Source organism: Gordonia alkanivorans (assembly GCF_004011905.1).
GTDB classification, from domain to species: Bacteria; Actinomycetota; Actinomycetes; order Mycobacteriales; family Mycobacteriaceae; genus Gordonia; species Gordonia alkanivorans.
Genome location: NZ_CP027114.1, coordinates 3463582 through 3479458 on the forward strand (window position 1 = coordinate 3463582; position 15877 = coordinate 3479458).

Genomic DNA, 15877 nt, shown 5'->3' on the forward strand with positions numbered 1-15877 from the left:
ATGTCGCGCCCGCCGCCGCGCCGTGGCGCCTAGACTCGTGGCACGACCCGAGGGGACGCCATGAGCGAGCCTGCGATGCAACAGTGGCCGGAACCGGACTCCGAAAGTCCAGCCGACCGACCGCGATCGACGATGCCACGATCTGACCTCTAGAACGCTCGATGGCCCGCCGGACAGTCACGAAGTCCCCCGATCCCCCTGCCCGGGAGATCGCGGAAGATCTGAGCGCGGCCGGTTTCACCGACGCCCGGATCGCGGGTCGTGGCGGCTTCGGAGTCGTCTATCGGTGCCGACAGCCCGCGCTCGACCGTGAGGTGGCGGTCAAGGTGCTGCGGACCGGTGGCGACGAGACCGATCGAGTGCGGTTCCTCCGCGAACAGCAGGCGATGGGACGCCTGTCGGGTCACCCCAACATCGTCCACATCCTCGAGGCGGGCGTTACGCGATCGGGATTCCCGTTCATCGTCATGCCTTTTCACGTCCGCGGATCGCTCGACACCCGACTCCGGCGACAGGGACGCTGCGATGTAGCCGACGTCATCGACCTGGGTATCAAGATGGCCGGGGCCCTGGAGACCTCGCACCGAGCCGACGTCCTGCACCGGGACCTCAAACCCTCGAACATCCTGCTCACCGAGTACGGGCAACCACAGCTGACGGACTTCGGCATCGCCCGCCACGCCGATCGGGACGACACCAGCCGCGGGCTGGTCCTCGGAACCCCCGCCTACACCGCAGCGGAGGTGCTGCGGGGCGACTCGCCGTCGGTGGCCTCGGACGTGTACGGACTCGGCGCCACTCTGTACGCGGCGCTTGCCGGTCGACCGGCGTACGGACGCCGCAAGAACGAGGACCTGGTCGCCCAGCTCTTGCGGATCACCACCGATCCGCTCCCGGACCTGCGCGTACAGGGTGTGGCGGAGCCCGTGTGGACCGTCATCGCGCGGTCGGTGTCCCGCACACCGGCGGACCGCTATGCAACCGCACTCGAGTTCGGCGAGGCACTGCGGCGGGCCGGCCTCGAACTCGGCCTCCCCGTTGCCGACGTGCCCGTTCCGCTCCTCGCCGGCATCAACGGTCCTACGCGCACCGACGCCGACTCGTCCATCGACACCTCGGGGTATCTCCATCTGGGCACGCCCGGCAACGGATCGGATGCCGGGTGCCCTCCCGTCGTCGCCACCAGATACCGGCCACCGGTCATGGCCCACGCCACGGTTCCGCGCATCCGACTGCTCGAGCGACTCGCCACCGACAACCGAACCCGCCTGATCCTGATCCACGGACCCGCCGGGTACGGGAAGACCGTTCTGGCCATCCAGTACGTCCAGGCGGCCGAGGCCTCCGGCGGCAAGACCGCGTGGTTGGCGATCGACGAGGACGACAACACCCCCGCGTGGTTCCTGTCCCACCTCGTCGACGCCATCAGCGTGACACTTCCCGGCCTCGGGACCGAGCTCACCCGCACCTTGGAGGAGTACGGCGAGGGCGCCGAGCGATACGTGCTGACCACGCTGATCAATCGAGCCCACACAACCGACGAGCACATCCGGGTCGTGCTCGACGACTGGCACCGGATCACCAACCCGGCGAGCCGGGCGATCGCGCGGTTCCTGATCGACAACGGCTGCCATCACCTGCAGCTCGTCGTCACCAGCCGGACTCGTCTGCATCTGCCGCTCAGTCGCCTCCGGGTGAAGCACGAACTGATCGAAATAGACTCTACGGCATTGCGTTTCGACATCGACGAGTCGCGGGAACTACTCATCGGGGGCACCGGGTTGTCGATCGACGACACCGATGTCGCCGAGCTGGAGGAGACCACCGACGGGTGGGTGGCGGCCCTGCAACTGGCGTCGCTGGCGCTTCGCGAGCACGATGATCCCCGCGCCGCCATTCGTCAGTTCTCGGCGAATCACCGCGAGCTGGGGGACTACCTCGCCGAGAACGTCCTCGACAGTCTCGACCCGGATCTGCTCGACTTCCTGCTGGCGACGTCGGTCGGTGAGCGCATCTGCGCATCTCTCGCGACCGCGTTGACCGGTCGACGACGCGCGCAGAGCGTGCTCGAGGACATCGAGGAACGCGATTTGTTCCTCACCAGGCTCGACCCCGAAGGACAGTGGTTCCGCTATCACCACCTGTTTGCCGAGTTCCTGCGTCGCCGGCTCGAGAAGCAGGAGCCGGACCGCTGCGACGAGCTCCATCGGCGGGCTGCCAGGTGGTTCGCCGAACGGCGCATGTTCAGTGCAGCCGTCGACCACCATCTCGCTGCCGGCGACGAATCCGAGGCGATCGAACTGGTCGAACGCGAGGGCTACGACATGCTCGAGCAGTCCAAGATGATCACCGTGCTCGGCCTCGCCGCGAAGCTCCCGCTCACGGCCCGTAGGCAGCGGCCCGACCTGCAACTGATGATCGCCTGGGCTCACGCGCTCCTGCACCACCGGGCGCCGGCCAACGCAGCACTGGCCTACATCGACGCAGCCCTACCGCCCGGGCCCGACACAGACGAAGACGTCGCCGACATACGCGCGGAGACGGCACTCATCCGTGCCGCGATGACCGTTCTCGACGACCAACTCGACGGCATCGACGAAGCCGTCGAGGCGTGCGTGGTGCGCGCCGACAACCTCCGCCCGTGGGTTCTGTCCGGTGTCGCCGCCATTGGATCGTTCCGCGAGGTCCAGCGGTTCGCCTACGACGAGGCACGAGACTGGCAGCGTTGGGCGCGTCCGCACCATCGGCGGACGAAAGGGCCGTTCAGCGTCATCTACGGATACATCCTCGACGGCGTGGCGACGCGGGAACAGCTCGATTTCGACTCTGCCGAGGCGGCGTTCCGGCACGCGATGAGCCTTGCCCGCGCCTCCGACGAGGACCGGTCCTACGGGTCTCGCCTCAGCGGCGCACTACTCGGGGAGTTGCTCTACGAGCGCGGTCAGGTCGAGGAGGCAGTGCAGCTCCTCGACGACACCTACAACCTGGGCGCCGAGGGTGGCATCGTGGAGATCATGCTTGCCACCCATGTCGTCGGCGCACGCGCGAAACACGCTCTCGGACAGGATGATCAGGCTGCCGAACGCCTGGACACCGGGGATCGGCTCGCACAGGCGCTGCACCTGCCGCGGATGGCGGCGCACATCACCGCCGAGCGCCTCCGTTCCGGAATCGGCGCGTCGGCGCTGTCCGCGGACTCGTTTCCGGCCGAGATGCCACACGACTTTCCCGACGGGATCGTCCAGGTCACCGCCGAGAAGACCGAGGAGGCTGCCATCCGGGCACTGCTGGCCGTCGGCGCCGACGACGCCCACCGCGCCGCGTGCCGCCGCGCACACGCCCTCACCGCGTCGATCGACACGAAGGCCCGACCCAGAGCGGCACTCAAGGCCCGACTGTTGCTGACCGAATGCGTCGCCGCGAGTGGATCTGCTTCTGAGGCGGAAGAACTCCTGCTTCCGATCCTCGATCGTTGTGCGCGTCTGGGTCTCGTGCAACCCGTGCTCGACGCGGGACCCGCTGTGCGACAGCTCGTCCGTAGACTCGGCACGACCGGCCGCGGGGACGTCGATCCGGCGGTGGTTCCGTTCCTGGAAAGATTGCACGCGCCTCGTGCGGAGTGATCGGCCGACACTGCCCGTGCCGGTGGCAGTACGGATCGCGCGGGACGAGTTCAGTGCGGGTCAAGCCGATTGAGCGTTGCGACGACCTCGGCGTAGTCCCCTCGGGACTCGGCATGACGTAGGAACTTCACCCGGTCGACCTGAATCTCGGTGGCGTCCGGCTGCGTGTCGATGAGTTCGATGACCTCGGTCACGAAATCGTCGAGGGGCATGGCGAACTCGCTGTCGCGCTGTCCCGGCATCAAATCCGTGCGGACCGCGGGCGGTACGAGCTCGACGATCTCGACTGTGGTTCCGTCGAACTGCAGTCGGAGAGACTCGCTGAGCATGTGGATGGCCGCCTTGGTGGCGTTGTACGTCGGCGTGACGCGCAGCGGGGTGAACGCCAGACCCGACGATACCGTCATGATCGTGGCGTGCGGACGTGTCTGCAGATGCTCGATGAAGGCGCCGATCAGCCGGATCGGCCCGAGTAGGTTCGTCGTCACGGTGGCCTCCGCGGTCGCGAGGAATCCGGCGGGGGAGGTCCAGTCCTCGACCCGCATGATGCCGGCCATCGTGACCAGGACGTTGAGGTCAGGATGTTCGGCGATGACCGAAGCGGCCGCGGCGTCGATGCTGCCGGGGTCGGCGGTGTCGATGGCCACGGTGTGGATGTCGGGATGTTCGGTACGGATCTGTTCGAGGAGTTCGGTGCGCCGACCGCCGACGATGACGGTGTTGCCCTTCTGTTGGAGGCGGAGTGCCAGAGCGAGTCCGATGCCGCTGGTGGCGCCGGGGATGAAGATGGTGTTTCCGGTGATGTTCATGCATTCGAGTGTTCGTCGAAGCCGGCCGGACATCCAGAGTGCGCTCATCGGGGGATCGGCGATCCCTGGCTGAGGCGTCGGCGTGCGCGCAATACTGCACAGATGGATCGTGACGCGCTCGCCGGCTTCCTCGTCAGTCGGCGGAACAACCTCCAGCCCTCGGATGTGGGGCTGGTGACCGGTGCGCGGCGTCGGACCGCGGGCCTGCGGCGCGAAGAGATCGCGCAGCTCGCGACGATGTCGACCGACTATTACACCCGTTTGGAACAGCGTCGTGGGCCACAACCGAGTACCCAGATGCTCGCGGCGCTGGCTCGTGCCCTGCGGTTGACGCCGGACGAACGCGACTACATGTATCGCGTCGCCGGGCACAGTGCTCCCGATCGCGTCGTCGGTTCCGACTACATCGCCCCCGGTCTGCTCCGAGTTCTCGACCGCCTCACCGGCACCCCGGCGCTGATCCTCTCCGCGCTGGGCGAGACGCTGGTTCAGAACGATTCGGCCCGAGCCCTGTTCGGCGATGTCAGCCACCTGACCGGTTTCGAGCGCAGCGCCATCTACCGGTGGTTACCCAACCCGATGTCGAGCGGCGCCGCTACCCGGAGGACGATCACGACCGCCAGAGCCGCGCGCAGGTCGCGTCATTGCGAGCGGCCTACGGCGTGATGGGAGCGCGATCGCGCGCGGGGGAGATGGTGCGCGAACTGTGCCGCCGGAGTGAGGAATTCGCCGCGCTGTGGGAGACACACCTGGTCAGTCGGCGATTCGAGGACCACAAGACCCTCATCCATCCCGAGCTGGGACCCATCGAGGTCGACTGCCAGGCTCTGTTCACCGAGGACGAGGCCCAGGTACTTCTCGTCCTCACCGCCGCTCCGCGAACCGATGCCGCGGAGAAGATCGAACTGCTCAACGTCCTGGGGACGCAGCAGTTGAATCCGAGTCGCGAATGACCCTCAGCGCGAACCGGACTCGGTGTCGTTGATCCGCCGTCCGATCGCCGACACCTGCCGTAGTTGGGTGCGGGTCAGACGGTCGACGACCAGCCGCCGCACATTGGCGACATAACCGGGTGCCGTGGCCACCACTTTCTCCCATCCCGCCGCTGTCAGCACGGCGTTGGTGAAGCGTCCGTCCTCCGGACACTGGTAGCGGCGGACCCATTCGCGCTTCTCCAGCCGGCTCACCACATGGGAGAGCCGTGAGAGGGAGCCGTAGGACATCTCGGCGAGCTCGCTCATCCGTAATGTGTGATCGGGCGCCTCGGAAAGCGCAGCGAGGACCTCGTATTCGAAGTGGGTGAGCTGAGCGTCGCGGAGCAGCTGTGCGTCGAGGGCATGGGGGAGCCGGGCCAGCGCCGTGGCCACCTGGATCCAGGCGTCCATCTCCTCGTCGTCGAGCCACTCGGGCTCTTGCTCTCCGGACACCCGGGCAGTCTATCGGATCGATTCACTTGAAGCTTCACTTGACTCTTCAACTCAATCCACTTAGGTTCGTCAATTGACACGTCAAGTCATCCCTCTCGAATCCAAGGCGGTTTCCATGTCCAATCCCATCGTCCGTAGCGTGGGAATCCTCCTCGCACGCATCGCGATCGGCGTCGTGTTCCTGGCCCACGGCCTGCAGAAGTTCCAGCAGAACGGCTGGGCCGGACCCAAGGCCGGGTTCGAGATGATGGACGTTCCGCTGCCTGCGGTCTCGGCGTTCCTGGTCACGTGGCTCGAGATCCTGGGCGGCATCGCACTGATCGTCGGCGTATTCACCCCGATCGTCGCGCTGCTGTTCGTGCTCGACATGCTGGGCGCGGTGTTCATCACCCACATCGACAACGGGCTCTGGGCATCGGACGGCGGCTACGAGTTCGTCCTGACCCTCGGCGCCGGCGCGCTCCTCCTCGCGGTCGTAGGCGCAGGCCGGTTCAGCGTCGACGCGGCTCTGGGTACCAAGCTGCCCTGGCTCGCCGTCGACAGCGGTCGACCGGCGGCGACGGTCGGCTCCGCCAACTGACCCCACGCACACCCGATTTCGGACCCGCAGCCCACGGCTGCGGGTCCGTACCGTTCTCGGGGCGGCTTCGCGCAAACGCCTCTCCACCGATGAAGGAGTCCTGTTCAACTGAGCGCAGTGCACTGAGACTCTGCAGTATTGGTCAAGCGACCTTCTCACACGGCGGCTTATACCATGTCTGAATCGACATGTCTCGGTAATCCGTGATTTTGCCCATGTGCATCTGTGCTTATCCTGGGGAACGTGACCCCCTCAGTAGGTAGTTCCGTGCCATCGGGACGTATTCGCAACACCGCGTTCGCGTCGAAGGTGATGTCCGCCGACGACGCCGTGAAGTACATACAGCCGGACGACACCGTGGCGATCAGCGGTTTTGCCAGTGCCGGAACCCCGAAGGTCGTCATCCCGGCCCTCGCCGACAAGATCAAGAACACCCGGGCGAACGGCTCGAACTTCACGATCAACCTGTTGACGGGCGCCTCGGTCTCGACCGAAACCGAACGTCTCCTCACCGAGGTCGACGGCATCGCGCTGCGCATGCCGTACCAGTCGGAGAGCACCGCCCGCAAGCGGATCAACGACGGCCGGATGGACTACGTCGACATCCACCTGTCCCACGTGGCGCAGCAGGTCTGGGTGGGCTACTACGGCCAGGTCGACGTCGCCGTCGTCGAGGTTTCCGGAATCACCGAATCGGGGGAGCTGATTCCGGCCGCGTCCATCGGCAACAACAAGACCTGGCTCGACGTCGCGAAGAAGGTGATCCTCGAGGTCAACTCGTGGATTCCCGAGGCCGTCGAGGGCATGCACGACGTCTACTACGGCACCGCACTGCCGCCGCACCGCAAGCCGATCCCGCTGACCCGGGTGCAGGATCGAATCGGGCAGCCGACGTTCCGGGTCGACCCGGCCAAGGTCGTCGCGGTCGTGGAGACCAACCAACGCGACAGCGCCAGCCCGGTGACCCCGCCCGACGCGATCAGTGAGGCGATCGCCGGTCACGTCCTCGAGTTCTTCGACTACGAGGTCCGCAACGGTCGGCTGCCCGCCGACACACTGCTGCCTCTGCAGGCCGGCATCGGCAACGTCGCCAACGCCGTCCTCGGCGGTCTGGACCGCGGCCCTTACAAAGGTCTGACCTGCTACTCGGAGGTCATCCAGGACAGCATGTTGCGGCTGATCAAGGACGGGACCGTCGCACACGCGTCGTCGACCGCTCTGGCACTCAGCGAGGCCGGCATCGAGGAGCTGACGGCCAACGTCGACTTCTACCGGAACCACATCACCCTGCGTCCGCAGGAGATCAGCAACCATCCCGAGGTCGTTCGTCGTCTCGGCGTGATCGCGATGAACGGCATGCTCGAGGCCGACATCTACGGCAACGTGAACTCGACGCACGTGATGGGCACCAAGATCATGAACGGCATCGGCGGTTCGGGCGATTTCGCGCGCAACGGCTACGTGTCGCTGTTCATGAGCCCGTCCACGGCGAAGGACGGTGCGATCTCGTCGATCGTCCCGATGACGCCGCACGTCGACCACACCGAACACGACTGCCAGGTGCTGGTCACCGAACAGGGACTGGCGGACCTGCGTGGGCTGTCACCCCGACGCCGTGCCCGGCTGGTCATCGAGAAGTGTGCGCACCCGGAGTTCCGGCCGATGCTGAACGACTACTTCGCCCGCGCCGAGGCGATGCCCGCGGCCGGCCAGACCCCGCACATCCTCGACGAGGCGTTCAGCTTCCACCAGCGGTTCCTGGACACCGGCTCGATGCGCTGAGTGGTCAGCTCGGTTCGTCGCCGCGCTGACCGTCCGGGGAGCTCTCGCCGTTCGTCCGGCCCTCACGAGGGTTGTCGAAGGTCACGTCGATCTCCTGGAACCCCTTGTTCCGCTGCGCCCGAACCTGCGCCGCATACGCGGCTTCGTCGCCCTCGGTGAGGATGACGTTGTCGGTGAACGGCGTCAGCAGCGACCGCGGGTACAGGTGGTCCACGCGGACGGCGTTCGCCTCGAGGCAGAACACCAGCACGATCGTGGTCACGTAGAGGAACGCGAGCAGGCCGAGAACGATCGCGAAGACACCGTTCGTCGAACTCGCATTGGCGATGACGCGCCCGACGTACACCGCGCCGAAGGTCTGAATCGCCTGCCAGCATGCTGCGGCCGCGAGCGCGCCGGGGAGCACGTCGCGCACGGACAGGGCGCGAGCAGTGCCGAACCGGAACGCCACGATGAACACACACGTGCTCAGCACCACCGAGCCGAGGATCGCGAACCACCGTCCGACAACGCCGAGCTCGATGCCGGCGGCGATGCCGTTGACCACGGTCAGTCCGATGACGGCGAGGCCGACCGTCGACAGCAGGACCAGGCCGCGCAGGCGCACGAAGATCGGATCCGGTCGTTCGTTGCGGGGGACGGCCCAGATGGTGTTCATCGCATTCTGGGCCGCGACGGCGACTCCCAGACCGCCGTACAGCGAGACCAGGACACTGATGATGAGCGCCGGGATCCCGCCGCTGAGTTTCTCGGGCTCGCCGAGTTGGCTGCCGATCACCGGGATCTGACTCATCGCCGAGTCGAGGATGCGCTCCTGCAAAGCCGGATTGTCGGCGAGCACGATGCCCAGGATCGTCGAGAACAGCAGCAGCAGCGGGAACAGCGAGATGAACGCGTAGTAAGTGCACAGGGCGGCCAGATAGGCGCCCTGGTCGTCGACGAACTTGTAGATCACCGCGAGCGGGAACCCGGTCGCCGGGTGTCGTCGCTGGAAGTCGTCGATCCGTTCCGACAGCGACACCCGCTCACCTTCTGCTCGTCGTTCAGCCGGTCCTACCGGCACCGCCCGGGCGGCGGGTGTGCTGACTGTATCCCGGCCGACAGCCGATCAGCCGTAGCCCGGTCCGTACCGCACTGAATTCGATCTGTGCCTCAGTGAAACGGATCCACGGCTGGTACACCGAGCTTGCGCAGCGGCCACCCGAGCCGCCAGTAGGCAAGTCCGACGACCCCGTGCGGAAAGAAGCGGCACGTGGTGGTGACCTCGGTGCGTGCAGGCTTCTGGCCGAGGTCACGAAGTGCGTACTCGACGAACCCGTTGCCGCGCGAGTTCTCGCTGACCTGGACGCGGAGGAACTCCGGTTGCTTCTCCGCGATTACGCGTCCCCTCCGTTCGAGCGAGTCCCAGATGTCGTCGGGTGTGCCGTTCTGGACGGTTGCGGACGTCGACTCGAACACCTCCTCGCCGGCCCAGTCCGGGTCGGTCGGGATGGGTTCGGCTGCGGGGGTGTCAGCGTTCGCGTTCGCCCACGTCGCGGCCTCTGAGCCGCGTTCGGCGCGGCTCAGCGTCTCGGCGACCGCTCGGCGGTACGGGGTCAGGCCACCCGGCGGGCGGGGGATGATCGAGTCGATGTCGCGGTTCCGGCAGACGGCGTCGCACTCGAGCGACTCGATCAGCGGTCGCGCGATCTTCCCTCGGATCGGGGTCACCAGGCGGACCCAGCGGCTCGCCACCGACGGCGTGAGGAACGGGAGGACGACCATTTTGCGCGGACGAAGACCGGCGACCTGCGCGTAGACCTGCATCATGTCGCCGTACTCGAGGACGTCCGGACCGCCGATGTCCCACGTCCGTGACTCCGGGACCTCCGCGGTCGCCGCCTCGACCAGGTAGTACAGCGCGTCGGAAGCGGCTATGGGCTGGATCTTGTTGCTCACCCAGCGCGGCGTCGTCATCGCCGGGAGCCGCTCGGTGAGGTGGCGGATGAGTTCGAACGATGCCGACCCGGACCCGATGAGCGTCCCGGCCTGCAGTGCGACGGTCTCGATCGACGAGTCGATGAGGATGTCGCCGACCTCGGCTCGCGATGCCAGATGTTCGGAGAGATCGGTGCCCTCGGGGTGCAACCCGCCGAGGTAGACGATCCGGGACACGCCGCACGCCTGTGCTGCTGCCACGACGTTCTCTGCGGAGCGTCGTTCCTCGGCCGCAAAATCCGCGTCGTTGCTCATCGAGTGCACGAGGTGATAAACGACGTCGACGCCGCGGAAGGCAGCGAGAAGCGAGTCCCGGTCGGAGAGATCACCTTTCACGACCTCGGCACGTGAGTCGTTCGTCCACGGCGCGTCGGACAGCTTCGACGGCGTCCGGGCCAGCGCGCGGACACGGTGCCCACGTTCGAGCAACCGGGGTGCCAGACGGCCTCCCACATAGCCGGTGGCTCCGGTGACCAGACAGGTTCGCGCTTCGTTCACATGACTCCTCTGTACCTTCGGGCGGTACCCCTCAGGCTAGGAGTGGAAACGTCGACCGCGGCCCGGTCGCCGGGTGTCGGTGCCGGATCGTTCCCTACGGCCACAGGTTGATAACGCGTGGCGGTGCCGGGTCAGGCGTCGCGCTCTTCGAGGGGTGAGTTCACGAACCAGAGGCTCTCTTCGTGCAGACGTTCACTCCGCCAACCGGTCTCGGTGCGGACCATCGAGTGGTGATAGTTGCCGCCGCAGGTGCTGAGCTCGGTCATCCCCACGAACTGCATGGGGTTGTAGAACATCGCCCGGATCTGTGCGCGGTCGCCTTCGAAGGAGTACTCGATGTTCGTGATGAAGTGTTGGCTGACGGTGACGAACGCGAAGTTCTCCTCGAGCCATGCGGCGATCTCGTCCCGACTCCCGGCCCGTCCGGCCGGAGCCGAGGTGTAGTCGACCGTGGCGTCCGCGGTGAACACGGAGCGCCACAGATCCCAGTCCTTGGTGTCGACCGCGCGGGCGTATCGGTAGAGGACGTCGGCGATCTCGAACCGGTCGGCGATCTCCTGGGTGTTCACGTCTCTCCGATCAGTTAGTTCTTCGGCAGGGCGGCAGCTTTGGCGTTCAGCCACCTCAGCGCCTCGAGTTCGGACACCAAGCCCACGCCGTGGCCGAGGAACGTACCCGGCAACAACACCGGCAGATGCATCGTCTCGACGGTGACGTCGGCCCCCTTGGCACGCCAGGACCGCACCATGCGATCAGTGCCGCGGGGATCGACCACGTCGTCGCCGCGGTTCTGGCTGACCAGGACCGGCATCCGCGGGGCGACCCCGCCGAGTCGTTGATCGTTCACCGCCGTCAGCCACGGCTCCTTGCGCAGATGCGCCGCGATCGGCCGGCCGTCCTTGGTGTAGAAGGTCGTCGGCACGAACGGAAGCATCCTCATCACGTCGAACACGCAGTACGAGTTGACATCTCGCAGCACACTCCGACCGAGCGGGTTGAACGCGGCGAGGAACTTCGCGCGATGCTCGGGGTACGCGGCGATGAAACCGTTGACGACCCACCCGACGCCACCTCCGAGCAGGCTTCCGTCCCCGAGTCGCGCAAGGTCCGCGAGATCTGGTGCGGGGGCACCCGCGAAAGCGGCGAAGATCGGGAGTTCCGGCGCGTATGTGCCGGCCAGTTCGGCGGCGGAGCCGGCTGCGAACCCGCCTTCGGAGTAGCCCCACAGCGCGACCGGGGCTTTGGAGCTCACACCGAACTTCGGATTCCGCGCCACACGGGCCATGTCCAGCATCGATGTCCCGAGCGACCTACGGTTCAGGTAGGGGTGATCGCCGGGCGTGCCGAGTCCTTCGTAGTCGGTCAGCGCCACCGCGTAGCCATTGGCGAGCAACGCTCCGATCGCCATTTCCTCGTAGGCCTGTCCGTACCGCAGCAGACGTGACGGTGCGCACTGGTCGCCGGCACCGATGGTCCCTGAACCGACCACCACGACCGGACGCTCACCGCGCCCGGCCCACGGGGGACCAGGACGCTGCCGGTCACGGCCGTCGGACGGTTCCGAGCGCCGGTGCTCGCATACATGACCGTGGTGGTGCGGGCGTCGATGTTCGCGCCGGTGAACGGGATGACAGCCGCGTACGACGGCGCCGATCGGATCAGCGATCCGGGACGGGCGTCGAAGCCCGACGGCGGGTTGTAGAACCCGGCATACGGGTCCGCCGACGCGGGACCGATTCCGGCGAGTGTGGCGGTGGCGGCCACCGCGCAGGTGGCGAGGAGGGCACGTCGACGAAGACGACCACCTCTCGGAAAGCGTGCGCGAGACTGTTCGCGCACGAGAGGACGTCGACCCTGACCCCCGATGAACATGTTCTAATTAGTTGGATAGATCACGTCCCGTGTCAACCGTCTGGAGAAAATCTCCCAAGGGCGGCGCGCGTCTCCGACCCGGCGGCGTGGGGCTCGATGCGGGGTGTCCGTTTCTCCTTCGACACGATCCTGCACAGCCCGCGACAGACGATGGCGCGCATCGTGTCCGTGCTCGTCGACGCTGCCATGCGGTGTCGGACACCAGGCTGTTTGCTCGGGGAAACGTCACGGTCGGGAGGCTGCGACGGCCGACTCCGGTGCAAATGGAGTAGGGCTGGGGGTGTACAAAAGGACCCGGTTCATCTGCGACCCCCGAAAGGATCGAGCAATGTCAGTGGTGTCGTACGTGATCGCCGGGTCCGAGGCGACCGGAGGCGCGGGAATCCAGGCCGACCTGCGCACTTTCGCCCAGCTCGGCACCTACGGCGTCGGAACCGTCACCTGCATCGTGTCCTTCGATCCGAAGGCCGGCTGGGGCCATCGTTTCGTGCCGGTGGACGCCGGCGTCATCGCCGACCAGATCGAGGCGGCCACGGTCGCGCACGAGCCCGAGGTCGTCAAGATCGGCATGCTCGGCACGCCCGCGACCATCTCGACGGTTGCCGAGGCACTGGCATCCCGGACCTGGCGGCACGTGGTCGTCGACCCCGTCCTGATCTGCAAGGGTCAGGAGCCCGGTGCGGCTCTCGACACCGACAATGCCCTGCGCTCGGAGATCCTCCCGCTGGCCACCGTGGTCACGCCCAACCTGTTCGAGGCCGCGACCCTCGCCGGCATGGACGAACTGGCCAGTGTCGACGACCTCGCCGAAGCGGCTCGCCGGATCGCCGATCTCGGGCCGAAGTGTGTCGTCGTCAAGGGCGGGGTCGGACTCGCCGGTGACGAAGCGGTGGACGTGGTCTTCGACGGCACCGACATCACCATCCTCCGCGCACCCAAGGTGGGCGACGAGCGCGTGTCCGGTGCGGGTTGCGTGTTCGCCGCCGCGACCACCGCCGGACTGACCAAGGGCGCCGACGTCCTCGACGCGGTGCGCGCGGCCAAAGAATTCACCCACCGCGGGATCGTCGGTCGCATCAGCTCGACCGCCCCGTTCGACGCCGTCTGGCACGGACAGCAGTAGCACTCCGCGCTGTGCGGTAAACCCACCCTTTATCGGCACAATCACCTTTACGTTGGAGTACGTCCGGGGCGGTCGCCTCGGACGCTCGTCCGCGGTTCGGGGCGTGGCTCGACAATCACCTGTGTGCCCTCGGTGGCTCGGCGTGGAAGGCCACCCCGGACCGTGACGGGTCGTTTCGGCCGCTGATTGAGAAGTGTTCGCGAACTTGTCGCTGTGTAAAGGTGCGCCGGCGAAACAACCCCTGACGAGGTCAACAGGTTCGAGCAGAGAGGTTCATGTGGTCGAAACAATCTGGGTAGGAATCGATGTCGGCCGTCACGCACACCACGCCGCCGCTGTGGACGACGCGGGGACGGTGCTGTGGTCACGTCGGGTACCGAACGATCAGGCGGCCATCGAAGCGATTGTGGACCAGGCGTGCCGTGTCGAATCGGTGGTGTGGGCGATCGACATGACCGCGCCGGAATCGGCCCTCCTCCGAGGGGTGTTGTCCCGCCGCGGCCAACACATTCGCTATGTACCTGGTCGCGTTGTGCACAGCATGACCGGCGCTTTCGCCGGCGAAGGCAAAACCGACGCCCGCGACGCGGTGGTGATCGCCCAGACCGCGCGCCTGCGTGGTGATCTCGCGACGGTCGCGGTCCCTGATGACGTCGCGATCGAACTCGACCTGTTGACCGGGCATCGCCGCGACTTGGTCACCGAACGCACACGAGGCATCAATCGACTGCGCGGCCTGCTGACCCGCATCTTCCCCGGTCTCGAACGGTGCTTCGACTACTCGACGTTGACTGGTTTGGCGTTCGTCACCCGCTTCACCACACCGTCGGCGATTGATGGGGTCTCCGACGAGGAGATTTACGACCACCTACGCGGTCAAGGAGTCCGCCGGCCGACCATCCCGAAGATGATCAGCAAGGCGCGTGCCGCCGCGGCCGCGCAGACCGTCGCTCTGCCTGGTGAGGCGACCACGGCATTGCTGGTGCAGCAGGCGGCTACCTCGCTGATGGCGCTCACTCGCCAGATCACCTACCTGGATAAACAGATCGCCGAGGTGTTCCGCCGAGACCGCCACGCCCGGATTCTTGAATCCGTACCCGGTATCGGCACCCGAAGTGGTGCCGAACTCATCGCGTTCACTGGTGGCGACCTCACGTCGTTCGGCTCGGCTGCCAAACTGGCTGCCTACGCCGGTCTTGCTCCCGTCCCGCATGATTCAGGTAACCGGCGGGGCACATTGCGTAGACCGCAGCGCTACCACCGGGGTCTGCGGAAGGTGTTCTACATGGCCGCACTCAACAGCTCGCAACGCGACGGACCATCACGGGAGTTCTACCAGCGCAAACGACGCGAGAACCGCTCTCACGTGCATGCGCTCATCTCGCTGGCCAGACGGTTGATTGATGTTGTGTGGGCACTCATCCGTGATGGCCGAGAATGGACTCCGAGGGGCGCCGGCCCGCCCATCGCGGAGGCTGCCGCCTAGCCCCTGAGATCATTCAGACGCCGCTGCACGCACCGCCGCGGTGAGGTCGTCGATCGTGTTCGGTTGTAGCCGATTCTCGTCGAGGAAGAATGTGGGGGTGCCTTGGACCCCGAGAGCCAGACCGTCAGCGACGTCGGCGCGGATCCGTTCGAGCGTGGCCGGGCTGTTGTAGACCGTGTCGAAGGCCGCCATATCGAGATCGAGGTCGACGGCGAAGCTACGGAACAGGTCGTCAGCGGGGACTTGCTGTTCGCCCCAATGGGTTTGGGTGGTGAACATGCGCTGGTACATCTGCTCGAACCGCCCCTGCTGGGCGGCGGCTTCGACCGCGCGAGCAGCACGTTCGGCGTTGAAGTGTCCGGGCATCGGAAAGTAGCGGACGACGAACGTAACGCGGTCGCCGTAGGTTCGCCGCAGATCCTCGATGACCGGGTAGATGGCTCCGCAGGCTTCGCACTCGAAGTCCAGGAACTCGACGAATTGCGCCCGGCTCTGCGCAGGCGACGTCAGCCGATGACTGTCGGGCCGGGCCACCAGATCAGACACCGCGGCGGTATCGGACGGGGCGGGTGTGGAAGTGTCCTGATCGACGAGGACGGCGACTCCGATACCGACGATAATGGTTACGAAGAACGCCCACGCGAACTTGGTTGGTCTGGTCATACGTTCAACATAGAGGCGATGTCGGCGGGAATGAGGA

Annotated in this window: 12 protein-coding genes and 1 pseudogene; 6 read left to right on the forward strand and 7 right to left on the reverse strand. The window is 66.4% G+C overall.

Annotated elements, in window-relative coordinates; translation table 11 throughout:
* Window positions 1–161: 161 nt before the first annotated feature.
* Window positions 162–3623, forward strand: a complete 3462-nt coding sequence (locus tag C5O27_RS15730) for a serine/threonine-protein kinase (protein ID WP_127963110.1) — start codon at window positions 162–164, stop codon at window positions 3621–3623.
* 50 nt (window positions 3624–3673) lie between these two features.
* Here the strand turns inward: C5O27_RS15730 and C5O27_RS15735 are convergent, their stop codons facing one another.
* A complete protein-coding gene (locus C5O27_RS15735; protein ID WP_006359120.1) occupies window positions 3674–4432 on the reverse strand; it encodes an SDR family oxidoreductase in 759 nt (252 codons plus the stop codon).
* A 102-nt stretch (window positions 4433–4534) separates the two neighbouring features.
* Here C5O27_RS15735 and C5O27_RS15740 point away from each other — a divergent pair.
* Window positions 4535–5385: pseudogene (locus tag C5O27_RS15740) on the forward strand (helix-turn-helix transcriptional regulator).
* Between the two features lie 3 nt (window positions 5386–5388).
* Here C5O27_RS15740 and C5O27_RS15745 read toward each other — a convergent pair.
* Window positions 5389–5859, reverse strand: a complete 471-nt coding sequence (locus C5O27_RS15745; RefSeq protein ID WP_006359122.1) for a MarR family winged helix-turn-helix transcriptional regulator — start codon at window positions 5857–5859, stop codon at window positions 5389–5391.
* Between the two features lie 115 nt (window positions 5860–5974).
* Here C5O27_RS15745 and C5O27_RS15750 point away from each other — a divergent pair, with 115 nt between their 5' ends.
* Window positions 5975–6439, forward strand: coding sequence for a DoxX family protein (locus tag C5O27_RS15750; RefSeq protein WP_127963111.1), 465 nt, complete (start codon window positions 5975–5977; stop codon window positions 6437–6439).
* Between the two features lie 267 nt (window positions 6440–6706).
* Window positions 6707–8221 (forward strand): acetyl-CoA hydrolase/transferase family protein, encoded by a 1515-nt coding sequence (locus C5O27_RS15755; RefSeq protein ID WP_075863084.1) that lies wholly within the window; start codon window positions 6707–6709, stop codon window positions 8219–8221.
* Between the two features lie 4 nt (window positions 8222–8225).
* On the opposite strand, the gene C5O27_RS15760 is transcribed toward C5O27_RS15755, so the two are convergent.
* The 4 genes from C5O27_RS15760 to C5O27_RS15775 form a co-directional block, all read right to left on the reverse strand.
* The gene (locus C5O27_RS15760) at window positions 8226–9242 is read right to left on the reverse strand and encodes a YihY/virulence factor BrkB family protein (protein ID WP_127963112.1); all 1017 of its coding nucleotides are present in this window, start codon (window positions 9240–9242) and stop codon (window positions 8226–8228) included.
* Between the two features lie 131 nt (window positions 9243–9373).
* Complete coding sequence (locus C5O27_RS15765) at window positions 9374–10696, reverse strand: NAD(P)H-binding protein (protein ID WP_075863083.1); 1323 nt, start codon at window positions 10694–10696, stop codon at window positions 9374–9376.
* Window positions 10697–10827: 131 nt separating this feature from the next.
* On the reverse strand, window positions 10828–11265 hold the full coding sequence (locus C5O27_RS15770) for a nuclear transport factor 2 family protein (RefSeq protein ID WP_006357261.1): 438 nt from the start codon (window positions 11263–11265) through the stop codon (window positions 10828–10830).
* A gap of 14 nt (window positions 11266–11279) precedes the next feature.
* Window positions 11280–12188: a lipase family protein gene (locus tag C5O27_RS15775; protein WP_244216525.1), complete on the reverse strand. Its 909-nt coding sequence runs from the start codon at window positions 12186–12188 to the stop codon at window positions 11280–11282.
* Between the two features lie 708 nt (window positions 12189–12896).
* On the opposite strand from C5O27_RS15775, the gene C5O27_RS15780 reads away from it, so the two are divergent.
* On the forward strand, window positions 12897–13691 hold the full coding sequence (locus tag C5O27_RS15780) for a hydroxymethylpyrimidine/phosphomethylpyrimidine kinase (RefSeq protein WP_042376974.1): 795 nt from the start codon (window positions 12897–12899) through the stop codon (window positions 13689–13691).
* 277 nt (window positions 13692–13968) lie between these two features.
* Entirely contained in the window at window positions 13969–15177 is a 1209-nt protein-coding gene (locus tag C5O27_RS15785; RefSeq protein WP_005193666.1) for an IS110 family RNA-guided transposase, read from the forward strand.
* A 9-nt stretch (window positions 15178–15186) separates the two neighbouring features.
* On the opposite strand, the gene C5O27_RS15790 is transcribed toward C5O27_RS15785, so the two are convergent.
* Window positions 15187–15840, reverse strand: coding sequence for a DsbA family protein (locus C5O27_RS15790; protein ID WP_006360542.1), 654 nt, complete (start codon window positions 15838–15840; stop codon window positions 15187–15189).
* Between the last annotated feature and the right edge of the window lie 37 nt (window positions 15841–15877).